The following is a 24218-nucleotide window of genomic DNA, read 5'->3' as shown; positions in this document are numbered from 1 at the left end:
GATGACCTCCTTTGTCACCGTCGACCTCCTCGAACGCGTCCGCGAGCGGCTCGCCGAACATCAGGGCGTCCCTGATGCCGCCCAACTGGCGGCCGCGATCCGGACCGAAGCGGGCGGCGTGCTCGCCGACACCGATCTGCTCCGGGCCCTGCGCCTGTTGCAGACCGAGATGACCGGGGCGGGGCTGTTGGAGCCGTTGCTGCACGATCCTCGGGTCGCTGATGTGCTCGTCACCGGGCCGGACGCGGTGTGGGTCGACCGTGGTCGCGGGCTGGAGCTGACCGATGTTCGCTTTGCTGACGAAGCCGCTGTCCGCCGCCTAGCCCAGCGCTTGGCCCTCGCCGCGGGCCGCCGCCTCGACGACGCTCAACCCTGGGTCGACGGCAAACTCGCCGGAACCGAAGCCACCCTGGGCGATGCGTTCGGCGTGCGACTCCACGCGGTGCTCGCCCCTGTCGCCCACGACGGCACCTGCCTATCGCTGCGGATCCTCCGCCCCGCGACCCAGGGCCTGGACGCACTGGCGGCCGCCGGCTCGATTCCGCCGGACGCGCACCGCCTACTCGGCGACATCGTCCGCGCTCGTCTCGCGTTCCTGGTCGTCGGTGGTACCGGAGCGGGAAAGACTACTTTGCTCTCGGCCCTGCTCGCCGCCGTCGACCCGGCCGAGCGAATTGTCTGCGTGGAGGACGCCGCCGAGCTGGCCCCGGTCCATCCGCATGTTGTTCGCCTGGTCGCCAGGACCGCCAATGTCGAGGGCGTAGGCGCCGTTACGGTGCGCGACCTGGTCCGCCAGGCGTTGCGGATGCGCCCGGATCGCATCGTCGTCGGCGAGGTTCGCGGTGCCGAGGTCGTCGATCTGCTGACGGCTCTGAACACCGGTCACGACGGCGGCGCGGGGACGGTCCACGCCAACTCGCCCCAGGAAGTCCCTGCCCGGTTGGAGGCACTGGCGGCACTCGGTGGAATGGACCGGGCAGCGCTGCACAGCCAACTGGCTGCCGCTGTCCAGGTAGTCCTGCACGTTCGCCGCCGTTCCGACGGCACCCGCGCCCTCCACGAAATCGGTGTGCTGCACCGTGATTCCGAGGGCGTGCACATCACACCGGCCTGGCGGGCGGACAGTCACCCGACTCCCGCGGTCGACGATCTCCGCCGACTACTCGAGGTACGACTCGGATGAGAGAACTCGTCGCGTATGTGGTTGTTGTACTGCGTGATTCGCGTCTGAACATGCGAAGTGACCTGTCGCGCAGATATTTTCATCGACTCGGATGGCCTCTCGATCGATGGCCTGCAGTCGGCGATTCCGGGCGGCGTTCGCCGCGGGCAAGGCTCGGAGCCACCGACGAGTGGCTCGACCGAGGTACGGGTTTCGGCGGGAAGGAGGCGGGCTCATGGGTGGTGCGTTGCTCTGTTGTGCGATCGCGGTGCTGCTGTTGCCCGAGGCAGGCGATCAACGGCGGTTCACCCGACTTTTCGCGCCGAGCGAGGGCGGCGAGCGAAGGCGTGTGCCTGTGGAGTGGTGTGCAGGAATCGCGTTGGGCTGCGCGGCATTCGTGTTCGGGCTCGGCGTCGGTTCGGCGGCTCTCATGCTGGGGGCCACTGTGGCGGTGCGCACACGGCGTGGTCGAAGTGACCGCGAACGGCGGCGCGAATGTGGTTACCTCTTGGCCGGTCTCGAAGCCGTGGTCGGCGAGCTACGTGTCGGCGCCCACCCGAGCGCGGCGGCGGAATCCGCCGCAGGCGAGTCGCGTGGCGAAGCGGCACGCGTCCTGGCGATCAGCGCCGGCCGCAGCCGACTCGGTGGCTCCGGTGCCGATGGCTGGCTGCAGCCGGATTCGATTGTGGCCGAGGAACTGTCGAGGGTCGCCGCGGCCTGGCGGGTCGCCGAGGAGCACGGCCTGGCTCTCGCGGAACTACTGGCCGCCGCCAGGTCCGATCTACTCGGGCGCATCCGCTTCCGGGACCGCACCGAAGCCGCCCTCGCAGGTGCCCGAGCATCGGCCACAGTTCTGGCCGGCTTACCGCTGGTGGGGATCGGGCTGGGTCAACTGATGGGCGCCTCCCCGCTAGCCATCCTGTTCACGAAACCGGCCGGTGAACTACTTCTCCCACTGGGCGCCGCTCTCGCCTGCTGTGGATTGCTGTGGACAGATGTCATCACCCGCAAGAGCACGGCCTGATCCGCACGAGACGACGTCGAACGGCGGCAGTGGGGGGAGCTGGTGCGGATGCCCTGTGGACAGTTGTGCGCGCCGCGCGCATCAGCCTGACCCGGATCGTGCCACCGACCGCCGACGGACGTAGCTGCCGATCCCATGCCTGTGGACCGGTGTGATCACCGAACACGACCACGAACTGACCGTGGTATCCCGCCTGGGCAGCGCGGACGCGTGTGGATGGGTGTGGATCGAACTTCGAGGAGGGATTTGCCGTGCAGTGGATGGATGGTGCTGTTTCGCCGGGGGCGTTGTTGATCGCAGCGGTGGCGATCGTGTTGTTGCCGGGCCGGGTTGCTGTCAGTCGGCGAGTGCGTTCGCTCGGGCCTCCGACGGCCGACACCTCCGGTGAGACAGGCGATACCGCGAAGGTCGACCCGCTCGGGTCCGCGTCCGCGTTCGATCTTCTGGCCGCGTGTCTGCGCGCGGGACTGCCGATGGCCGCGGCCGCGCGCGCGGGCGCACCGACCGCGCCGCCGGTTCTTCGGGCTGCCCTGCTCAGGGCCGCTGATCTTCTCGCGCTCGGCGCGGACGCGGCGACGGCTTGGGAACGGGCGGCCGCGGACGCCGTGGGGTCGGCGGGCGCCGACGACGTCGAGTCACTCGCCAGGATGGCGCGTCGTTCGGCGCGCTCCGGTGCTTCGCTGGCCGCGGCGGTCGGCGAACTCGCAACGCAACGCCGCGAAGCCGTGGAGGACGCCGCTGTCGCGCGCGCCGAACGCGCGGGTGTGCTGATCGGCGGCCCGCTCGGACTGTGCTTCCTGCCAGCCTTCGTCTGCCTCGGCATCGTCCCGGTCGTTATCGGCCTGGCCGACCGCGTGCTCGGCGGCGGTGGGCTGCTGTGACCGACCGCGACGAAACCACCGAAACTTCACCGCGCGGACCAGCCGCGCGGTGCAACCAGAGAGGGGATCACGATGACGTTCGCACACACGGTGTACCTGGGGGCCCGCGCCCGACTACTGCGTCTGCTGCGCGAGGACGACGGCATGTCCACAGCGGAGTACGCGATCGGCACCATTGCCGCGGCGGCCTTCGGGGCCGTGCTCTATGGGGTGGTCACCGGGGACAGCATCGTCAACGCGCTGACCAGCATCATCGACAAGGCGCTCAACACCAGCGTGTAAGTCGTCGCGGCACAATCACTCTCGGCGCCGATACGGGTGCGGTGACGGTCGAGGCCGCCATCGCCCTCGCGGCCTTGGTGTGCGCGGTGGCCCTGTGCGTCGGTGCGCTGCTCGCAGGAGCCACTCAGGTCCGTTGCACCGACGCGGCCCGCGAGACCGCCCGCCTCGCTGCCCGGGGTGACACCTCGCGCGCGATCGCCGCGGGCAGAGCGGTCGCCCCACCCGGCGCGATGGTCGAACTCCGCACCGAAGGCGACCGTGTGGTCGCTACCGTCGCCGCGAACACACCTCTGCTTCCCGGCCTTCGTCTTCGTGCCGAAGCGGTGGCGCTCACCGAGCCGGGAGTGGATCCGTGACGGCGACGCGGGATACGCCCACGACGAGCGCGACACCGTGCGGGTCGACGGGCCGAAGGTCGTCGTGGCGTGGGTTGGCGAGGGATGAGGGTGGGGCGACGGCGTTCGTGTGTGTGGCGTTGGCAGGACTGATCTGCCTGACGTTGATGGTGAGCCAGGTGGGTGCGGTGGTGGTCGCTCGGCATCGGGCGCAGGGGGCCGCTGATCTGGGCGCGCTGGCCGCGGCGGGTGCACTGGCACAGGGCGCGGAGCTGGGATGCGCGGAAGCCGACGAGATAGCCCGGCGGATGGAGGTTCGAGTGCGACGGTGCTCGGTCGCGCAGTGGGATGTTGTTGTCGATGTGGAGGCGAATGTAACCGCGGGAGTGTTCGGCGTGCGTACTGTGCGGGCCTCGGCACGGGCGGGTCCGGTAGAAGAGAAAGAGTGACGCGGAAGTGTTATCACTGTGCGGTGGTTGTTCTGTACCGAGCCAATTCTGAATTAACCGGAATCGCCTTTGCGCTATTTCCTGCGCATTGTTTGATTCAGGCGAGAAAAAAATGAAAAAAACGATGTAGTCGCGCCGGCGAGGCTGTTGGCTATGCGCCAGTTAATAGAAGAGTGGTCCTTTTTATTCGGATGTCGGGCAACCGTGGGCATATCGTCGCTGGTCAACACGAATTCGGACGGTTGACCAACATTTGTGGCGGGAGGTGTATCGCTGATCACTCGGTGGGCGACCGCATCATGAATCCGAGGGTCGGTCGCCGTGTGCTCGCAGCTCGCCGAGAACGGCGGCCAGCAAGCGTGTGGCAGCCGCCTTGTCCAGCGGATTGTTGCCGTTGCCGCACTTGGGCGACTGCACGCACGAGGGGCAGCCGTCGTGGCACGCGCAGCTGTGGATCACGCTCAATGTGGCGGTCAACCAGCCCGTGAGCTGGGCGAATCCGCGCTCGGCGAACCCGGCGCCGCCGGGCTGACCGTCGTAGACGAACACCGTCGGCGCACCTGTATCGGGATGTTCGGCGATGGAGACACCGCCGATGTCCCACCGGTCGCAGCCTGCTACCAGGGGCAACATGCCGATGGCCGCGTGTTCGGCGGCGTGCAACGCGCCGGGCAGCTGTTCGTCGGAGATGTTCGCGGCGGCGAGCAGTCGGGGCGTGACGGTGTACAGAACAGCCTTGGTGTGCAGCGTGTGCGCGGGCAGATCGAGTTCCACCTGGTCGAGCACCTCGCCGGTCACCAGGGTCCGCAGGTAGCCGACGACCTGGTTGGTGACCGCGACCTGCACGGATGCCGCCGTGACCGCGCCGAGCACACGCTCCTCGATCACCCCCTCGACGGTGATCGAGGTGATCTGCCGGGAACTGGTGGTGAACCCGGGATCCACCTCGTTGACGAATGCGACGCCACCCTCCAGATCCAGTTCGTCGACGAGGTAGGTCTCGCCCTGGTGCAGGTAAACGGCCCCGGTATGCAGCGTGGCGGGGGCCCGGCCCGCGTCAGCGGTGCCGAGCAGTCGGCCGGTCTCGGCGTCGACGATCGCGACCGGTGCGCCGAGGCCACCGCGTACATCCACGTCGTCGTGGGGGTGGGTGTGCGCGGTGATATGCCAGCGGGCAACCGTGCCGCGAGTACCCGGTCTGCGCCGGATCAGGCCCTGCTCAGCCAGGTCGGCAAGCACTTCGTCGGCCCTGAGCTCGCTCACCTCCTCGTCGGTGAGCGGCAGCTCCATCGCGGCGCACAGCAGCTGGGGGCCGAGGATATAGGGGTTGTACGGGTCGGTGATGGTGGCCTCGATCGGCCGGTCGAGCAGCGCTTGTGGGTGATGCACCAGGTAGGTATCGAGGGGGTCGTCGGTGGCCACGAGCACCACCAGCGAACCCTGGGTCCGCCTGCCCGCCCGCCCGGCCTGCTGCCAGAAGGAGGCGACCGTCCCGGGGAAGCCGGCGATGACCACGGCATCGAGGCCCGCGATATCGACGCCTAGTTCGAGTGCGTTGGTACTTGCGGCGCCGAGCAGGGTCCCCTGCGACAGCGACTGTTCGAGCTCACGCCGGTCCTCGGCCAGATACCCCGCCCGATAGGCGGCGACCCGTTCCTGCAGCTCGGGTGCGGTTTCCGCGAGTATCCGACGGGCATCGAGGGCGATCAGTTCGGCACCGCGTCGGGAGCGAACGAAGGTCAGCGTCCTGGCACCCTCGGCCACCAGCGCCGCCATGATCTTGGCCGCCTCGCTGGTCGCGGTGCGTCGCACCGGCGCTCCGTTCTCGCCGGTCTGGACCGCGCTCAGCGGCGGTTCCCACAGCGCGACAGTGCGGGCTCCCCGCGGTGACCCGTCTTCGGTGACCGCGACCACCGGCGCCCCGATCAGCCTGCTCGCCGACGCGGCGGGGTCGGCGCTGGTCGCCGAGCACAGGATGAACACCGGGTCAGCGCCGTAGAACCGCGCGAGCCGACGCAGCCTGCGCAACACCAGCGCGACATGTGAACCGAACACTCCTCTATACGCATGGCATTCGTCGACCACCACATAGCGCAGGTTGCGCAGCACCCGTATCCAGCGCTGATGGGAACGCAGAATCCCGACGTGCAGCATGTCGGGATTGGTGAATATCCAGCGGGCGTTGGCCCGCACCCACTGCCTGACCTCGGCCGGAGTGTCGCCGTCATAGCTCGCCGGATGCGCCTCGCGCAGCGGATTGTCGTGGATCAGGCTGCCGACCGCGCGGAGTTGATCGGCGCCGAGCGCCTTGGTGGGGGACAGGTACAGCGCGGTGGCGCGGGGGTCGTCGTGCAGTGCGGTGAGTACCGGCAACTGGTAGCCGAGCGACTTCCCGGAGGCGGTTCCCGTGCTCACCACGACGTGGTTCCCGGTCGCCGCGAGGTCGGCCGTGCGGGTCTGGTGCTCCCACGGTAGCGCGATGTCCTGCGCTTCCAGGGCCGTGACCAGGTCCGATGGAACCCATTCCGGCCATACGGTGGTGCGTTCGCGCCGTGCGGGCAGTTCGGCCACGTGGGTCAACGGGTCGCCGCCGGCAGCCGCCTCGGTCAGGACACGATTCAGCAACGATCGCCCATAGCCCGTGCTCATTTCGTGCTCTCGAACCTCGGTCCGGTCTGCCGGATTCATCTGGTCCTCCTCTCTCGCGACACGAGAAGTGTGAAACGTGTGTGTGCGACAACCACTACCAGGGATTTCGTAACCCAGTAGCGATCTGGGTCACAGCAGGTTTGCTGGAAGCTCACTCGGTTATCAAGAAGCAAACAGACCGAAAGTACGGATACACCCAATCTCTCCCTTACCTGCACATTCGCAAGATCAGGAATTTTGCAAATAGTCGGTAACTCGACTGTTGAATTACGCAGAGACATGGTTCACTGGGTCTCGGTCGCAAGCTTCTGTGTTCGAGGGACGGATCCAAGGTCCAAACCATCAGCAGGATCGTTGTTGCGAACGCCGTGCTCAGGATTTCCTTGCAGGGGGACCAACGGTACAGCGGTCGGAACGGGCCCGGTGGACGAACCCAGTTGTCCGCCGTTTCCGGTAGAAAGAGAAGGAAACAGAATGGCACAGGGAACTGTGAAGTGGTTCAACGCGGAGAAGGGGTTCGGCTTCATCGCGCCCGAGGACGGCTCAGCTGACGTCTTCGTCCACTACTCGGAGATCCAGGGCACGGGCTTCCGTACCCTCGAGGAAAACCAGAAGGTCGAGTTCGAGGTCGGCCAGGGCACCAAGGGCCCGCAGGCCACCGGCGTTCGCGCGCTCTCCTGAGCTGCGAAACACAACAACGCCTCGTCCCCCTCCTCCGCATGCGGAGGAGGGGGACGAGCCATTTCCGGGTACCATCGCCCAAGACAGCGCCCGCGTCGTGAAACGCAGCAAATGTCTCTACCCCAGGTGCGCAGGGTATAAACGTCACTGGTGGTGATGTCCGAACGTCGCCGTCTGCCCCAGCCGCGCACCGAGCGGACCTCCCGACGCGCGGATCTAGAAGGAAGGTGTTCGCCGGTGGCAACACGAGACCGCAGTTCAGCCGATCAGGGCCGACCCCTGCGTCGTCTCGTGATCGTCGAGTCGCCGACCAAGGCCCGCAAGATCGCGCCCTATCTGGGTCGCAACTACACCGTCGAGGCCTCGGTGGGGCATATTCGCGACTTGCCGCGCGGTGCCGCCGACGTGCCGGCCAAATACAAAGGGCAAGCGTGGGCTCGTCTCGGCGTCGACGTCGATCACGACTTCGAGCCGATCTATGTGGTGAACCCGGATAAGAAGGCCAAGGTCGCCGAGCTCAAGAGCTTGCTGGCCGACGCCGACGAGCTCTACCTCGCCACCGACCCCGACCGCGAGGGCGAGGCCATCGCCTGGCACCTGCTCGAAACGCTCAAGCCGAAGGTCCCGGTTCGCCGGATGGTCTTCCACGAGATCACCGAGCCCGCCATTCTCGCCGCCGCCGCCGACACGCGCGAACTGGACAACGATCTGGTCGACGCGCAGGAAACCCGCCGCATCCTGGACCGCCTCTATGGCTATGAGGTCTCCCCGGTGCTGTGGAAGAAGGTCATGCCACGGCTGTCCGCCGGGCGCGTGCAGTCCGTCGCCACCCGGGTGATCGTGCAGCGTGAGCGTGAGCGCATCGCGTTCCGCTCGGCCGGGTACTGGGATATCGCCGCCAAGCTCGACGCCGGCCCGGACGAGAAGTCCGACTCGACCAATCCGCGCACGTTCGGCGCGCGGCTGGTGCAGGTCAAGGGCGATCGCGTCGCCTCCGGCCGCGACTTCGGTTCCGATGGTCAGCTCAAGTCGGCCACCGGCGTCATCGTGCTCGACGAGGCGTACGCCCGCAGGCTGGCCGAAGCGCTCGACGGCGCCGCGCTCGAGGTCAGCTCCGCCGAGGCCAAGCCGTACACACGCAAGCCGTATCCGCCGTTCATGACCTCCACGTTGCAGCAGGAAGCGGGCCGCAAACTGCGGTTCACCTCCGAGCGCACGATGCGGGTCGCGCAGCGGTTGTACGAGAACGGCTACATCACCTACATGCGTACCGACTCCACGACGCTGTCGGAGTCGGCGATCGCGGCGGCTCGCTCGCAGGCGACCCAGCTCTACGGCGCGGAGTACGTCTCGCCGTCGCCGCGCCAGTACACCCGCAAGGTCAAGAACGCGCAGGAGGCGCACGAGGCGATCCGTCCCTCGGGTGACACCTTCATGACGCCCGGTCAGCTGGCCTCGAAGGTCGACAACGACGAGTTCAAGCTCTACGAGATGATCTGGCAGCGCACGGTCGCCTCGCAGATGGTCGACGCGCGCGGCACCACGCTGACCCTGCGCATCACCGGCACCGCGCGGACCGGCGAAGAGTGCGTGTTCTCCTCCTCGGGTCGCACCATTACCTTCGCCGGGTTCCTCAAGGCCTACGTCGAGAGTGTGGACGAGGAGGCGGGCGGCCAGTCCGACGATGCCGAGTCCCGTTTGCCCGCACTGGAACAGGGCCAGAGCGTCACCGCTGTCGAGCTCACCCCCGACGGTCACAGCACCAACCCGCCCGCCCGCTACACCGAAGCCTCGCTGATCAAGACATTGGAAGACCTCGGCATCGGCCGTCCGTCGACCTACTCCTCGATCATCAAGACGATCCTCGATCGCGGGTACGTGTACAAACGCGGTAGCGCGCTGGCCCCGGCGTGGGTGGCGTTCGCGGTGGTCGGTCTGCTCGAGGCCTACTTCGGTCGACTCGTCGATTTCGACTTCACCGCCGCGATGGAGGACGACCTCGACGCCATCGCCGGTGGTCGCGAGCAGCGCGGAAACTGGTTGTCCAGCTTCTACTTCGGTGGCGAGTCCGGTGCCGACGGTTCGGTTGCGCGATCGGGTGGCCTCAAGAAGATGGTCTCCGTGCAGCTCGATGACATCGATGCGCGCGAAGTGAACTCGATCAAGATGTTCGTCGACGAAGAGGGCCGCGATGTCGTGGTTCGCGTCGGCCGTTTCGGTCCGTATCTCGAGCGGATGATCGTCAATCCCGATGACCCCGAAGGGGATCGGATCTCGCAGCGGGCGAACCTGCCCGACGATCTGCCGCCGGACGAGCTCACTCCCGAGGTCGCCGAGAAGCTGTTCTCGACGCCGCAGGAGGGCCGTTCGCTCGGGGTCGACCCGGTGTCGGGGAACGAAATCGTCGCCAAGGAAGGCCGTTTCGGCCCGTACGTCACCGAGGTGCTGCCGGAACCACCCGCGCCCGAACCGGACGCGGCGCCCGCGAAGAAGACCAAGAAGGCCGCGGAGGTCAAGCCGCGTACCGGTTCGCTGTTCAAGTCGATGGACCTGGCCGAGATCACCCTCGACGACGCGCTGATGTTGCTCTCGCTGCCTCGCGTGGTCGGCAACGATCCCACCTCGGGCGAGGAGATCACCGCGCAGAACGGCCGCTATGGCCCATACCTGAAGAAGGGCACGGATTCTCGCTCGCTGGCCACGGAGGAGCAGCTGTTCTCGGTCACGCTCGACGAGGCGCTGAAGCTCTACGCCGAACCCAAGCGTCGCGGGCGTCAGGCCTCGGCCGCGGCCCCGCTGCGTGAACTGGGCAATGACTCGGCCACCGACAAGCCGATGGTGATCAAGGACGGTCGTTTCGGTCCGTACGTCACCGACGGTGAGACCAACGCGAGCCTGCGCAAGGGCGACGAGGTCGAGTCGATCACCGACGAGCGCGCTTCCGAACTGCTGGCCGATCGCCGGGCGCGTGGGCCGGTGAAGAAGGCGGCGAAGAAGACGACCGCGAAGAAGGCTGCCAAGAAGGCACCCGCCAAGAAGGCGGCGACCAAGTCGACCGCCACGAAGACGGCGACCAAGACCGCGGCCAAGAAGACGACCGCGAAGAAAACCGCCGCCAAGAAGGCTCCGGCCAAGAAGGCTGTCGCGAAATCCGCTGGGACAGAAGAGGCTTGATCCCCCGCTTGCGCGCCCGCCCGGTCTCGGCGAAACCTGTCGGACCGCGCGGTTAGGGTGTAGCCCGTGGCAGGTGTCTTCGATCGACTGGTCGGCCAGGATGTGGTCGAGAGCGAGCTGGCCGCTGCCGCGACAGCGGCGCGGGCGGGCGCGGTCACCGGCGCGATGACGCACTCGTGGCTGTTCACCGGGCCGCCGGGTTCGGGAAGGTCGGTCGCGGCGCTGTGTTTCGCGGCGGCGCTGCAGTGCACCGATCCCGATACCGTCGGGTGCGGGCAGTGCCATGCCTGCACCACCACGATGGCAGGCACCCACGGTGACGTGCGGCGCATCATTCCCGAGGGCCTGAGCATCAGCACCAAGGAGATGCGGGCGATCGTGCAGATCGCGGCTCGTCGCCCGAGTACCGGTCGCTGGCAGGTCGTGGTCGTCGAGGACGCCGACCGTCTCACCGAAGGTGCCGCTAACGCCCTGCTCAAGGTGGTCGAGGAACCACCGGACCGCACCGTTTTCCTGCTGTGCGCCCCCACCGTCGACCCCGAGGACATCTCCGTCACCCTGCGCTCGCGGTGCAGGCACGTCCACCTCGTGACGCCGACTGTTCCCGCTATCGCCCAGGTGCTGCGCGAGCGCGACCAGCTAGACGAGAAAACCGCCGACTGGGCGGCTTCGGTGAGCGGCGGCCACGTCGGCCGGGCCCGCAGGCTCGCTACCGACGAAGACGCCCGCCAACGACGTAAGCGCGCCCTGGCCCTGGTCACCGCCACCGAGCGTCCCGGTGCCGCCTATCTGGCCGCCGACGAATTGGTGAAGTCCGCGGACGACGAAGCGAAACTGATGAGCGCCGACCGCGACGACCGCGAACGCGAAGAACTCGCCACCGCCCTCGGCGCGGGCGGCACCGGAAAGGGGTCCGCCTCCGCCACCCGCGGTTCGGCAGGCGTCCTCAAAGACCTCGAACGCCGTCAGAAGTCCCGCGCCACCCGCACCGGCCGCGACGCACTCGACCGCGCCCTCATCGACATCGCCGGCATGTACCGAGACGCCCTGGCAATGCGCTTCGCAGGCCGCGGCGTCCCCATCACCCTCACCCACCCCGACATGACCGACGAGATCACCGACCTCGCCACGAGTGTCCGCCCCGAAGGACTCCTGCGCAGCATCGACGCCGTCCTGGCCTGCCGCGAAGCCCTCGACCTCAACGTGAAACCCCGCTTCGCCATAGCCGCGATGGTCGCCACCCTCATCACCGCCCGCACCACCTGACCACCCGTTTTCGCGTTCTACCCCTTCCCGCGATAGACTCGCGTCGCCGAATTGGCACGCCGCCTTAGCTCAGTCGGTAGAGCGCTTCACTCGTAATGAAAAGGTCGGGGGTTCGATTCCCCCAGGCGGCTCCAGCTCAGAGGCCCTTTCCGGTTCGCCGGGGAGGGCTTCTGTTGTTTCCGTGTTCAACAGTGTGCCAACCGGCGCGAAGACCCACCCGCGGCTCACTCGTACAGGGCGGCCCCGCCGCCTTCAACTGGTCCGCGTGCGTGTTCGAGTGGACCGGTACGTGGTTTGCCGCGATCATCAAGGCGCACCGCCTGGCCGTGCTCGGCGGCAGCGCCGATGTTGACCGTGCGGGCACCTGTTGCGGTATCTGGTTGCTGTCCAGGTCAATTCGCCGCGCCGTAGCCGCGAGGTCACGCCGAGTCGACTTGATCCCGGTGCTGGTCGACGAGGTGCTGGTAGGTCGACGGGTCGATGTCCTCTCCGAACGCCCGCTGCATGAATGCCGTGATCTCGATGGATGGACCGTCGGTGTAGCAGGGAATGTGGTTCACCCCGCGGACGCGGTGAGCACTCTCCTCGATAGCCCGTGCGATCGGGGGGTCCCTCGCTGTCGCCGGAATCGGGCGCAGTCTCGTCCGGCCCCAGGCTCACCACGATCTGCCAGACCGAGCGATCATCGTCGTCATCTATGCGCAGACCCGCTGCCATCTACCTCTTCCACGTCTTTCTGTGTTGCAGTGCTCGGCTTTCCATCCGCGCTCCGCAGCCGCTTGGGCTTCGGCGTCCTTCACCGCGTCGACCTGAGGCAACGAGAAAGGCCCCCGACAGGTCGGGGGCCTTGTTCGCGGTTACTCCTGAGCCGATCGCCGTTGATCGGTCCCAGGAGAACTGGCTCGGGTCAGCGGGCGGCGACGTTGCCGCTGGTGGCCCGAGAGTTTGTGGAATCGCGCAGGATCTGGTGCAGCACGGTGTTGAAGGCGTCGGTGTCTTCGACGTTGCCGAGGTGACCGTGCGGCAGTACGTGGAAGTCGGCCAGGTGGCCGGTGCGGCGCAGGGTGTCGACGATCGGGCGCGAGAGGCGCTGGGGGAGCAGTCGGTCCTTGGCGCCGGCGATCACGGTGGTCGGGACGTTCAGGTTGGCGGTGCCCGCCGACAGGTCCATGTCGGCCATCGCGGCAGCGTGGCGACCGCGCGCGGTCGGACGGCAGGAGCGGATGATGCCCATCGCGAAGTCGACCTCGTCGGCGGTGGCCTCGGGGGTGAGGATGCGGGTGCGCAGCACCTGCTGGGTGAGCCAGCCGCCGGGGATCGGCAGCGGCGAGAACAGCAGCGACTCGCTGACCTGCTGGGGCATCCGCACCGGCGCGCCGAGCAGGGTGACCGGGTACTGCGCGAGGGTGAGCTGCTTGTTCAGCAGCGGCAGCATGTCGGTTTCGCCGCGGATCCCGGCATTGGCGGTGTTGGCGAGCAGCACGGCGGACGCGCGTCGCGAAACCTGCTCGGGATGATGCTTGGCCCAGGCCTGGATGGTGAGCCCGCCCATGCTGTGCCCGGCCAGGACCGCCAACTCGTCGTCACGCAGCGTCGCGTCGAGAACGGCGGACAGGTCGTCGGCGAGGGTGTGTTCGCTGACGGTGGAGGTGCCGAGGGTGGAGGCGCCGTGGCCGCGCTGGTCGTAGCTGACCACGCGGTACTCGCCGGCGAAGGCGTTGATCTGCGGGTACCAGTATTCGATACTGCAGGCCCAGCCATGGATGAGGACCAGGGTGGGGGCGGTATCGGGACCGTAGACGTGGACTCGCAGTTGCGCGCCGTCCGCGGTGTGCACCGGGACGACCCGGTGCTCGGCGGTGGGGGCGTTGAATTTCGCGGTAGCGAAACTGCGGGTACGCAACCCGGCACGGAACTGTGCGGTCAGGGCTCCGGTCTCGAGGTGAGAGACCATGGTTCGCGCTGCCGCGAGCGTCATCATCGACTTCGCAAGCATGTCGGCACTCCTTTGTGTCGTAGGCCACCGTACCGTGCAAGCCGGGGTGCTAGCTAGTGTTAGCGGGTCGCAGTGTCCCACTTGTTGCGAAGTGGGTCGCCGAGCATGGCGGCATTGTGAAATCGCCCGAAATCAGCGAAAAATTACATCGGAAGGCCGCTATCGGGTAACGGTCGCGCTGGCGGCGACGGGCGGCCGCCGCTACCGTAGTGGAGTGGACAAAACGCACGTCACGGCCGAGTTTTCCGGCGCGGACCCGAACCGGACCGCCGCGCGCTCGACCTGGCAGCGGATGGCCCCGCCACTGATCGCCGCCGGTCTCGGCATCGGCACCATGGCCGTACTGCATTTCCGTGACCCGCACGTCGAGGGTTCGTACGGGCTGTGCCCGGTGTCCGCGCTGTTCGGGGTGTACTGCCCGGGGTGCGGCGGCATGCGCGCGATGCACAATCTCACCGATGGCAACATCGTCGACTCGCTGCACAGCAATCTGCTGGCCCTGCCGCTTACGGTCGCTTTCGCGGTCTTCGTCATCGACTGGATCCTGCGCGCGCGCCGCGGACAACGATGGCGCCTGCCGAGTCTGCGGGCGGTGACGGTGTGGTCCTTCTTCGGCCTGCTCGCCTTCTATACCGTGCTCCGCAACACGCCATGGGGAACGTGGCTCACCCCCGTCTGACGCTGGTTCTCCGACCGATTACCGGGCACCCTGGAACTATGGGCGATTCACTGAAAGACCGAGTCCGGCAGAAATTGCAGCGCCAGCTCACCGAGGACGGACCCGACCCCGAGCAGGACGACGCCAGGATCATCTCGGTGGCCGACGACCTCGAAGCCCTCGAACTGGTGCAGGCCGACGATCCGCTCATCGAGGAATTGGCCCAGCGCTACCTGGTGTTCTGATGCGCCTGCCCGCCCAGCGGCGGTAATTGCGGCAGCGGCTTGGTCCCGAGCCAGATCGCGAACAACCCGCGTAGCGGCGCCACACTGTAGTGACCGGCCAGGTCGACGAATTCCTCCGTGGTCACAGAGGAATGCCGGTACCGCGCGGTCCACTCCCTGATCAATTCGAAGAACAGGTGGTCGCGTAGCTCCAGTCGTAGTGCGTGCAGTGTGAGCGCTCCACGCTTGTAGACCCGGTCGTCGAACATGTCCTTGGGTCCGGGATCGCCGATGACGATGTCCTGGGGCTGACGCGCCAGATTCGCGCGCGCGGCCCGAGCCAGTTGGTCGGCGGTCGGCCCACCGGCCGCTTCCGACCAGATCCATTCCGCGTAGCAGGCGAAGCCCTCGTGCAGCCAGATGTCCTGCCATCGTTTCAGCGTCAGGCTGTTGCCGAACCACTGATGCGCGAGTTCGTGTGCGACAAGACGTTCCGAGCCGCGCTTGCCGTCGCAATGGTTGGCGCCGAAGATCGACAGGCCCTGCGCCTCGATCGGGATGTCGAGTTCGTCATCGGTGACGACCACGGTGTAGTCGTCGAACGGGTACGGCCCGAACTTCTCGGTGAACAGCGCCATCATCTGCGGCTGTCGCGCGAAGTCGTGGTCGAAGGTCACCCGCAGGCGCGGGGGGACCACGGCGTGCATCGGTACCGGTTCGCCGACGGCCCCGACCCGGTAGCGGCGGTAGTTGCCGATCTGGATCGTCGCCAGATAGCTCGCCATCGGCTCGGCCATCTCGTACACCCAGGTGGTCTGGCTGGCCTTGGCCTGTTTGCTGACCAGAGTGCCGTTCGCCAAGGCGTAGAACGGGCTGTCGGTGGTGATCGAAATCCGGTAGGACGCTTTGGAACTCGGATGGTCGTCGCACGGAAACCAGGAGGCGGCGCCGTTGGGCTGGCTCGCGACCAGCGCCCCCTCGGTGAGCTCTTCCCACCCGACCTCGCCCCACTGCCCGCGCACCGGCTTGGGGGTGCCCGAGTAGAGGACGGTGATCTCGAGAACGCCACCGGCGGGGATCTTCTGCTGCGGTGTGAGCGCCAGTTTGCCCTGCTGGTGGACGAACTTCACCGCCTTCGACCCGTTGACGAGCACCTTCGACACCATCAGCGCCTGCGACATATCGAGGGTGAACCAGGGCCGCGCCGTCGTGGTGACCGCGATGATCACCGCGCGTCCGGCGAGCCGATTGCTGGCCGGCTTATAGCCGAGTTCGAGCTCGTATCGGGACACGCGGTAGCCGCGATTGCCGTTCTGCGGTAGGTAGGCGTCGATGGGATCCTCGTAGAACTTGCTCCGCATCAGGAGGCACCGCGCTGCCTCGACTCCCGCGCCATAGCGGGAACGGTCCAGTGCGAGATGGGATTGCCCCACCAGCGAGTCGACGGCGGAACCACGTCGCCGCGCATGACGAGCGAAGCCGGACCGATGGTGGCACCCGCCCCGATGTGTGCGGCGGGCAGGGCGACGCAGTGCGGGCCGAGGGTGGCGCCCGCGTCGAGCGTCACCGTGTCCATGGACATGATGCGGTCGTGGAACAGGTGTGTTTGCACCACGCAGCCGCGTTCCACGGTCGCGCCGTCACCGAGTGTCACCAGGTCCGCCTCCGGTAGCCAATAGGACTCGCACCATACCCCGCGCCCGATCTTGGCACCGAGTCCGCGCAGCCACAGATTCATGACGGGAGTACCCGTGGCGGCCCGTGCGAACCAGGGCGCGGCGACGGTCTCGACGAAGGCGTCGGAGACCTCGTTGCGCCACACGAACGAGCTCCACAGCGGATACTCCACCGCGCGGATTCGCCCGACGATCAACCACTTGGCGGCCACCGCGATGGCGCCGGCGAGCGCGCCCGCGCCCATCAGGACCAGGCCCGAAGCGAGAGCGGCGACCAGATAATCGGTGTGCTGGGCGATCAACGCCAGAACGAGCAGCACACCGAGGCCGATCGCGAAGGTCACCATCACCGGGATCAACCGGCAGGTCTCCACGAAGGCCCGGGCCAGTTTCAGCCGCAGCGGCGGATCGAAGGTGCGTGAGGTGTCGCTGGATTCGGTCGCGCGACGCAGCCGCACCGGCGGGCTGCCCAGCCACGACGAGCCCGCCTTGGCCTTGTTCGGCGCGGCCGAGAGCACCGCGACCAGACCGTTCTTCGGCACCCGGCGCCCGGGCGCGGTCATCCCCGAATTACCGAGGAAGGCGCGCTTGCCGACCTTGGATTCGCCGATGCGCAGCCAGCCGCCACCGAGTTCGTAGCTGCCGATCATGGTGTCGTCGGCCAGGAACGCGCCGTCGGAGATCACAGTGAACTTGGGCAGCATCAGCACGGTCGACGCCTCGACGTTCTTACCGATCTTGGCGCCGAGCAGCCGCAACCAGACCGGGGTGAGCAGGCTGGCGTAGAGCGGGAACAGGAAGGTGCGGGCGGAATCGAGCAACCGTTCGGTGGCCCACACCTGCCAGCCGGTCCGGCTGCGCACGGGGTGGTAGCCCTCACGCAGACCGATGCTGAGCAGGCGTACCGCGACCACCGTTGCCACGGCGTACACCGCGAGACTGAGCAGCGTGGCCAGCGGCAGGATGGCGAAGCCGCGCAGGGCGGCGGCGCCGATGGTGGTCTCCTCGCGGATCCACCAGGCGATGAACGTGCCACCGACGGCGAGGCCGAAGACGGGCATCGCGGCCAGCACCATCGACGAGATTCCGAAAACGATCAACCAGTGCCTGGCGGGTTCCGGCGCGTGGTCGGGCCAGCGGCGCGGGGCCTTACCGGTTTTGGCGGCGGGCGAACCGGCCCATTCCTGTTCGCCCTTGACCTTGCCCGAGACGGCGGAGCCGGGAGCGATCTCGGCCTTCTTGCCGATCTTGGTGCCGGGCAACAGGATCGAGCGGGCGCCGATCACCGCGCCGTCGCCGATGGTGATGCCGCCGATGTGCACGATGTCGCCGTCGACCCAGTAGCCGGACAGGTCGACCTCGGGTTCCACGCTGGCGCCGTCGCCGAGTTCGAGCATGCCGGTGACCGGGGGCAGGCTGTGTAGGTCGACGCCCTTGCCGATCTTGGCGCCGAGTGCGCGGGCGAACGGGACCATCAGCGGCGCGCCGGACAGGCTTTCGGCGCCGCTGGCCTCGGACAGGCGCACGGCGGCCCACAGTCGTAGGTGCACGGCCGAGCCGCGCGGGTAGGACCCCGGGCGCAATCCGGCGAGCAGGACCCGGGCGCCGACCACGCAGATCGCCATCCGGCCGATCGGCGAGATGAACAGCACGAACGCCAGCAGAATCCACCACCAGGACACGCGCGGCAGCCACGGCAGCGAACCCGACCAGTCCGCGATGCCGGACACGACGGTGAGCCAGGTGACCCACTGCAACCCGGTGAGGGTGGTGAGCGGAACGGTCGCCAGCACCTGCGCGATCTGCGCGCGCACCGGTGTCGGCGCCACGACGCGCGCGTCGACCGCCGCGACCGGCGCGCTGCCGTCGAGGAGTTCGACCAGCGAACCGAGCCGCGGGTGGTCGTAGAGATCGGCGACGGTGACATGCGGGTACCGCTCACGCAAGGCGCCGACGAGCTGCGCCGCCGAGAGCGAACCGCCGCCCAGATCGAAGAATTCCGCGTCGAGGTCGGTGGCCTCGGCGCCGAGGATCGCGTCCCAGAGGCCGGCCACCCAGGCCGCCGTGCCCGACAAACCGGTCTCGGCGGACTCGTCGGTGCTGGGCAGCGGCCACGGCAGCGCGTCGCGGTCGACCTTGCCCGAGGTGCGCGTGGGCAGGTCGGCGACGATCGCCAGGCGCGGCACCAGCGGGGCCGGAAGTTGTTCGGCCAGAATATCTCTGGCCTTCTTCACGTCGAAGTCGGGACCGGCGCCGGTGAGGTAGCCGACGAGTATCTTGTTGCCCGCCTTGGTGGTTCGGATCGCGGCTGCGGCGCCGCTGACGCCGGGCAGGTGCTGGAGCGCGTTGTCGAGTTCGCCGAGTTCGATCCGCCTGCCGCCGATCTTGATCTGATCGTCGGCGCGGCCGAGGAAGATCAGGCCGTCACGGTCGTTGCGCACCAGATCGCCACTGCGATAAGCGCGTTCCCACCCGAGCGAGGGCAGCGGCGCGTACTTCTCGGCGTCCTTGGCCGGATCGAGGTAGCGGGCCAGGCCGACGCCGCCGATCACGAGTTCGCCGGTCTCACCCTCGGCCACCGGGTTGCCCTGCGGGTCGATGACGGTCAGATCCCAGCCGTCCAGCGGGAGGCCGATGCGCACGGGCATCTCGCCGGTGAGCAGCGCCGCGCACGCGACGACCGTCGCCTCGGTGGGACCGTAGGTATTCCACACTTCGCGCTCGGGACCGGCCAGGCGTTCGGCCAGCTCCGGGGGCACGGCTTCGCCGCCGAAGATCAGCATTCGCACCGATTCCAGCGCTTCGGCGGGCCAGGTCGCGGCCAGCGTCGGCACCGTGGAGACGATGCTGATCTCACGGCGCATCAGCCATGGGCCGAGGTCGGCGCCGGTGCGCACCAGATCGCGGGGGGCGGGCACCAGGCAGGCGCCGTTGCGCCAGGCCAGCCACATCTCCTCGCAGGAGGCATCGAAGGCCACCGACAGACCGGCCAGGACCCGGTCGCCGGGGCCGATCGGGGCCTTCTGTAGGAAGAGCCGGGCCTCGGCGTCGACGAAGGCGGCGGCGTTGCGGTGGGTGACCGCGACACCCTTCGGGGTGCCGGTGGAGCCGGAGGTGAAGATGATCCACGCGTCGTCGGCGGGGGTGGGCTGGGTGTCCCAGTCGTGGTCGCCGGTGGCGGTGGTGGCCGACTCGATGCCGTCGCCGGTGGCGATCGCGCTCACCCTCGCCTCGCCGAAGACGAGTCTGGCTCGCTCCTGCGGGTCGTCGGCGTCGACGGGCACATAGGCGGCGCCGCAGTAGAGCACGGCCAGAATCGTCACGTACAGCGCGGCGGAGCCCGAGGGCATCCGGACGCCGACGCGGTCACCCGGTCGCACGCCCGCCTCGATGAGCTCGGCCATCCTGGCCTCGATCGTGGTGATCAGCTCCAGGTAGCTGAGCACGACGGTGCCGTCGTCGATGGCCGGTGCGTCAGGGTGGGCGAGGGCGGTGCTGGTCAGGATGTCGACCAGGGTGCGTGGCGGCGCGGCGAGATCCGCGCGCGCGAGCGGGTCGCGCAGGACCGCCGGTACCTCAGTGTGTGGCTCGAGCATCGTGCTCAGTCCACCTCTCATCGGTTGACCCCCATCGGTGGTGTCTGTTGTCTCATGAGCGGGTTACCGGAGGGCAAACAGGCTGGTGACCAGATGCCAACGGTACTAGGCGCGGGTGTCGGCGGGCGGTAGCGCGGGGCGTGCCGTCCGAGCTGTTCACGACGGCGATTCCGGCAGTTCGCCCAGCGCCGTCACGACCAGCTGATGCAGCGTCCGCTGTTGGTCTTCGTCGAGGCTGCCGAGCACCCGCGCGGTCGCCTCGGCGATCAGCTTGTCGGTGCGTTTGCACTGTTTGCGCCCGGCCTCGGTGATCCGCAGCCGGTATTTGCGGCGATCCTTGCCATCGCGGGTGCGTTCTACCAGGTCGGCGCGTTCCAGCGCGTCGATGAGGCGAACCACTTCACTGCGGTCGATGCCGAGCGCGTCGCCCACCTTCTTCTGCGTCAGGTCGGCGTTCTCCTCGATGAAGGTGAGCACCCAGTGATCGCGCAGCGGGACGCCGATCTCGGCGTGCAGCGCCTTGGTGAGCCGTCCGAGCGCGTACACCGGGTAGCGCGGCAGACCGCGGACGGAGTTCGTGTTCGTGGACATGAGAGGGAACTCTAGCAAATAGTGGAGGTACCCAATCATCTCGGGTGTCCATCATGGGATACTCAGATGGTTGGAAACTGGGTGTGATCAGGCAACTCGGGGCAATCGGTCAGGGATAACCGACGACATTGCGCGCGCGTGTCGAGCGCGCGGACTGATAGGCCTCGGCACGACGCCGGACCTGAGCGTGGATATTCGACGCGGGATCCACATCGGCGAGTTCGAACGAGATCTTGCCGCCGTGGTCGTGGTGGATGACCAGGGAATCGTCGAGGACGCGGTACACCGCGCGAACGTCACCGTCGGCCCAGGCCGCGACGAAGCGCACCGCGACAGCGCGGTGCAGCGCGAGTCGCCAGTATTTGCGAGTTCGCTCGCGCAATCGATCGGCATCGACGCCGTCGAACCAGCTGGGCTCCAGCGTGGACGAGGCGCCGACCGGCGTCGTCGACTGCGCCCAACGGTCGGCGGCGCTCAGATCGACCCACAGGATCTCGCCGTCGCCGACCTGATGGCCCGCGCGGGTCACGCGGCGTGACGGCGGCCGCCGGGGCGGTTTGGCGCGGGTGCCGATGATGGTGACGGCGGGCGTGGCGGGCAGCCTCGTTTCCGGGTCGACGGGCTGGTAGTCGGGATTGTCCTCGCGGACGAAGCCGAGGAGCCGGTCGAAGGCGGACAGGCCGGGGGCCGGGGCGCAACCGTCCAGGCACAGCAGCGTGCGACCGAGGGCGAAGACGAGATCCGCCGCGATCGAGCCCCGCTTCTGCTCGTCGAACGCGCGGGTGAGGACCTGCGCGGGGACGATCACGATCGACGTGTCCGAGGGACTGGTGTGCTCGGCGCAGCGGGTGAGGTGACCCACGTGCGCCGACTCGGACTCGGCGTAGAACAGGTAGTACGCGGTGGCGCCGAAATGCGCTGCGGCGTCACGCAGATCGGCGCGCTGGGCGGTAGGCAGGGCGGCCGATTTGATCGGCTCACCGCGTCGGGCCCGCTTGGCCTGGATGAGGAGCCGTACTTCGCTCGCACCCGAGGGGTCGCGCACGCTGTAGATGAAATCCGCGCCGACCCCGCGCCTGCCGCGAGCCCGGTTGCCGCCTTCCTCCGGTCGGGTCAGCAGCCGGAGCCCGCCCACTCCCGTCGTCTGCGTAGCCGACCCCCACGACGTGCACCGGCGCGGCGGCACGCAATCGGGGCACGGCGCGTCGATGCGATAGTCGACCCCGGTGAGGTGGCCGAGCAGGAGCTCGGTGAACGTCTCCTCCTGCCACGGAAACAGCCGCGCGCCCAGGTGTTGTAGCCGGTACACACTCTGCGAACTCAGCCGCCGCGCCGCGATCGGGTCGACGAAGATCTCCGCCGGGAACTCAGACATCGAGCGGGATATCGATCGCCGGGCGCAGTGCCTCGAGCTGGGTGACGTACGCGCTGAGTACCCGCTCGTACAGATCGTCGACCTTGGCGTGGCGCACCGTGATCACCATCGCGTAGCGGATCGGCTGTACGTTGGCGCCCGCGTGACCGGATTCCCTGGCGTTGTGGTGGATATCGAAGACCGGGTTGCGCAGGCTGTTGACGCGCTTGCTGCGCTCGGCGTGTAGGACGGTGTCCCACTTGCGCGAGTCGCGGCGCGGTACAGCCTCGGGATCGAGTTCGGTGGTGCGGAAGAACGGGGCCGAATCCGGGTGGATTCTGGACGGTTCGGCGAACCGCTCGTCGTGCGGACGGAACGTGACGTCGAGGCCGCTGCGGGTGTAGCTGCCGGGGTCGGCGGGGTCGACCGGCGTGGCGTAGACCAGGGTCGCTCGAATGCGGACCATGCCGGCGGGCAGCGCCGCGGGGAGCGGAATCAGGGCGCGCAGGTACTTCGCGGGGGTGAGCTCGCCCTGGTAGAGCACCCTGGCCTCGCCGTCGCCGCAGAGCACCAGGTCGGCGAGGGTCGCCGCGATGCGTCCGTGCCCGGAATCGGAATCCGGTGAGCTGGTGCGTCTTTCGGCCGTGTGTACGAGCAGTGCCTTCAGGTCGAGCGCACCGAGTTTCGGGCCGAACAGAGTGCGCGCGCCCAGCGCGGCGCGCAGTGCCATCGGGGCAGCGAAGCTGGTGCCCGAGTCGGGAACGGCGGTGCCGTCGGGTCCGACGACGTGGAACGGTTCGTGATCGCTGCCGCCGAAGGCGAGCAGGTCGGGTTTCACGGTGCCGGGGGATCGGCCGGGTCCGATCGCGGAGTACGGCGCGCGGTTCCACTGTGCTCCCGCCCGATCCGACGAACCGACGGCCAGCGCGTTGACGCTGTCGGCCGGAACCTGCACGCGCGCATTACCACTGGGCCGGTCTGCCTCGCCGTTGTTGCCGACCGCGATGGTGGCCAGCGTGGTGCCGTCGCTGAGGTAGTCGTCCCAGAACGCGGTCCAGGCATGTACCTCGTCGTCCTCGATGGGCAGTTCGGGGCCGATGCTGACATTGACGAACTCGTATTTGCGTTGGCGCAGAACGGTATCGATGCGCTCGATGGCCGAGTACAGCTCGCATTGGTCGTCGTCGGTGTTCTCGTCGAGCACCTGATAGTGGTCGACATAGCCGTAGGGGACCGGGACCGGCGCGACGGGGTCGATGCTGCCGAACAGCAGCGCCGAGGTGACGCGGTGGCCGTGGTCGAGGTAGTTGCGGTGGGGCGCGGCACTGTCGGCGAAGGTGTGGGTGTCCACCCAGCGGGTCAGCGGGGTGTGCGCGGGGATGCCGCCGTCGAAGACCGCGATGGTGAGCTCCCGGTCGGTCGGCTCGGCCGTCGGCAGGACCGGACGAAACGTCGACAGTGTTGTCCTGGTGGCGGTGTCGCGCCCCAACTGGGTGCGCATGCGCGGCATGCGGCGGATCACCCTGGTGAACGAGTAGCCGGCGAGCGCGGCGATGGCGGCGTGGGTTCCGATGACGGGGACGAAGGCCAGGCCGCCGTTGTCGAGCCTGCGGTCGATGGCCACGTCGAGATCGAGATCGCGGGAGAAATCGAGCAGGCCGGCCAGCGCGATATCGCGATCGGAGTGCAGCACCAGTTCGGCGACTGTCTCCGAATTACGCGATGCCGCAGCGAGTCTGAGTCTGTCGTCGGCGTCGTTGAGCCGGAATTCCGCCAGGCTGACGATGCCGTTCTCGGCGCCGCCCAGTGGTGCGTCGGCATTGATCCGCGCGGTGAGCAACTGCAGATTGACGCGGGTGGTCGCCAGGAACAGCAGTGTGCTCGGCCGTGGTTTGCCGTGCTCGGGCGCGATCGCTACCGGCCTGCTGCCCAGTGGATCCAACTGCATCGACGTGAGAAGCCTTGTGGGATAACCACTTTTGGGCAGGTACTGCGGATGGAGAGTTACCGCGGTGACCGTCTCGTCCTCCGGGCAGGCGGTCTTGGGCAGCGCGTCCGCACGTGAGGTGGCCGCGCTCAGCATCGGCGCGAGTCGGGCCCGCGCCTGCTCCACCGTGTACGGGGGCTGCGGCGAGCCACCGGATCTGCCGGCGGAGATGGGCGCGGTGAGTCGCTCACCGAAGCCGATCAGAAATCGCGGTCCCGCCACTCGTGATCCCC

At 68.0% G+C, this 24218-nt stretch carries 19 protein-coding genes and 1 tRNA gene; 12 read left to right on the top strand and 8 right to left on the bottom strand.

Features of this window, described 5'->3' with window-relative positions; translation table 11 throughout:
* The first annotated feature begins 1 nt into the window (after window position 1).
* The 6 genes from NA12_RS21920 to NA12_RS21895 all read left to right on the top strand — a co-directional run bounded on the left by NA12_RS21920 (window position 2) and on the right by NA12_RS21895 (window position 4133).
* Window positions 2-1183, top strand: a complete 1182-nt coding sequence (locus NA12_RS21920) for a TadA family conjugal transfer-associated ATPase (protein WP_067454357.1) — start codon at window positions 2-4, stop codon at window positions 1181-1183.
* Between the two features lie 334 nt (window positions 1184-1517).
* Entirely contained in the window at window positions 1518-2186 is a 669-nt protein-coding gene (locus tag NA12_RS21915) for a type II secretion system F family protein (RefSeq protein ID WP_307188358.1), read from the top strand.
* Window positions 2187-2446: 260 nt separating this feature from the next.
* A complete protein-coding gene (locus NA12_RS21910; protein ID WP_067454353.1) occupies window positions 2447-3067 on the top strand; it encodes a type II secretion system F family protein in 621 nt (206 codons plus the stop codon).
* A gap of 72 nt (window positions 3068-3139) precedes the next feature.
* Window positions 3140-3349, top strand: a complete 210-nt coding sequence (locus NA12_RS21905) for a DUF4244 domain-containing protein (protein WP_067454348.1) — start codon at window positions 3140-3142, stop codon at window positions 3347-3349.
* A 41-nt stretch (window positions 3350-3390) separates the two neighbouring features.
* Entirely contained in the window at window positions 3391-3705 is a 315-nt protein-coding gene (locus NA12_RS21900; protein WP_067454345.1) for a TadE family type IV pilus minor pilin, read from the top strand.
* Window positions 3702-4133 (top strand): Rv3654c family TadE-like protein, encoded by a 432-nt coding sequence (locus NA12_RS21895; protein ID WP_371856011.1) that lies wholly within the window; start codon window positions 3702-3704, stop codon window positions 4131-4133. The genes NA12_RS21900 and NA12_RS21895 overlap by 4 nt, the downstream gene beginning before the upstream one ends.
* A 297-nt stretch (window positions 4134-4430) precedes the next feature.
* Here the strand turns inward: NA12_RS21895 and NA12_RS21890 are convergent, their stop codons facing one another.
* A complete protein-coding gene (locus NA12_RS21890; protein ID WP_067454335.1) occupies window positions 4431-6782 on the bottom strand; it encodes a DEAD/DEAH box helicase in 2352 nt (783 codons plus the stop codon).
* 474 nt (window positions 6783-7256) lie between these two features.
* On the opposite strand from NA12_RS21890, the gene NA12_RS21885 reads away from it, so the two are divergent.
* From NA12_RS21885 to NA12_RS21870, 4 genes are all read left to right on the top strand, one after another.
* Entirely contained in the window at window positions 7257-7463 is a 207-nt protein-coding gene (locus NA12_RS21885) for a cold-shock protein (protein WP_019044597.1), read from the top strand.
* A 237-nt stretch (window positions 7464-7700) separates the two neighbouring features.
* Window positions 7701-10637, top strand: a complete 2937-nt coding sequence (gene topA, locus NA12_RS21880) for a type I DNA topoisomerase (RefSeq protein ID WP_067454332.1) — start codon at window positions 7701-7703, stop codon at window positions 10635-10637.
* A gap of 66 nt (window positions 10638-10703) precedes the next feature.
* Window positions 10704-11903 carry a DNA polymerase III subunit delta' gene (locus tag NA12_RS21875; RefSeq protein WP_067454329.1) on the top strand — a complete coding sequence of 400 codons (1200 nt, stop codon included), beginning with the start codon at window positions 10704-10706 and terminating at the stop codon, window positions 11901-11903.
* Between the two features lie 58 nt (window positions 11904-11961).
* A tRNA-Thr gene (locus tag NA12_RS21870) sits at window positions 11962-12037 on the top strand.
* Between the two features lie 285 nt (window positions 12038-12322).
* On the opposite strand, the gene NA12_RS33750 is transcribed toward NA12_RS21870, so the two are convergent.
* Together NA12_RS33750 and NA12_RS21865 are read right to left on the bottom strand one after the other, a co-directional pair.
* Entirely contained in the window at window positions 12323-12463 is a 141-nt protein-coding gene (locus NA12_RS33750; RefSeq protein ID WP_157106404.1) for a hypothetical protein, read from the bottom strand.
* Between the two features lie 347 nt (window positions 12464-12810).
* Window positions 12811-13899 (bottom strand): alpha/beta fold hydrolase, encoded by a 1089-nt coding sequence (locus NA12_RS21865; protein WP_067454327.1) that lies wholly within the window; start codon window positions 13897-13899, stop codon window positions 12811-12813.
* A gap of 214 nt (window positions 13900-14113) precedes the next feature.
* Between NA12_RS21865 and NA12_RS33745 the strand changes: the two genes are divergently transcribed.
* The gene (locus tag NA12_RS33745) at window positions 14114-14578 is read left to right on the top strand and encodes a DUF2752 domain-containing protein (RefSeq protein ID WP_243654802.1); all 465 of its coding nucleotides are present in this window, start codon (window positions 14114-14116) and stop codon (window positions 14576-14578) included.
* Window positions 14579-14616: 38 nt separating this feature from the next.
* Complete coding sequence (locus NA12_RS21855; protein ID WP_067454324.1) at window positions 14617-14802, top strand: hypothetical protein; 186 nt, start codon at window positions 14617-14619, stop codon at window positions 14800-14802.
* On the opposite strand, the gene NA12_RS21850 is transcribed toward NA12_RS21855, so the two are convergent.
* From NA12_RS21850 to NA12_RS21830, 5 genes are all read right to left on the bottom strand, one after another.
* Entirely contained in the window at window positions 14787-16142 is a 1356-nt protein-coding gene (locus tag NA12_RS21850) for a M1 family metallopeptidase (protein WP_067454322.1), read from the bottom strand. The two genes, NA12_RS21855 and NA12_RS21850, sit on opposite strands and share 16 nt — an antisense overlap.
* Window positions 16142-20053: a Pls/PosA family non-ribosomal peptide synthetase gene (locus NA12_RS21845; RefSeq protein WP_067454319.1), complete on the bottom strand. Its 3912-nt coding sequence runs from the start codon at window positions 20051-20053 to the stop codon at window positions 16142-16144. The genes NA12_RS21850 and NA12_RS21845 overlap by 1 nt, the downstream gene beginning before the upstream one ends.
* Window positions 20054-20209: 156 nt before the next feature.
* Window positions 20210-20644 carry a MarR family winged helix-turn-helix transcriptional regulator gene (locus tag NA12_RS21840; protein WP_067454317.1) on the bottom strand — a complete coding sequence of 145 codons (435 nt, stop codon included), beginning with the start codon at window positions 20642-20644 and terminating at the stop codon, window positions 20210-20212.
* Between the two features lie 109 nt (window positions 20645-20753).
* The gene (locus NA12_RS21835) at window positions 20754-22019 is read right to left on the bottom strand and encodes a DUF6615 family protein (protein ID WP_067454314.1); all 1266 of its coding nucleotides are present in this window, start codon (window positions 22017-22019) and stop codon (window positions 20754-20756) included.
* Entirely contained in the window at window positions 22012-24207 is a 2196-nt protein-coding gene (locus tag NA12_RS21830; protein ID WP_067454311.1) for a S8 family peptidase, read from the bottom strand. Before NA12_RS21830 ends, NA12_RS21835 begins: the two co-directional genes overlap by 8 nt.
* Between the last annotated feature and the right edge of the window lie 11 nt (window positions 24208-24218).

Origin of the sequence: Nocardia alba NBRC 108234, assembly GCF_001612665.1 — a bacterium.
GTDB classification, from domain to species: domain Bacteria; phylum Actinomycetota; class Actinomycetes; order Mycobacteriales; family Mycobacteriaceae; genus Nocardia; species Nocardia alba.
Note: the sequence above shows the minus strand (reverse complement) of the source record. Positions and strands in the feature narration are given on the sequence as shown.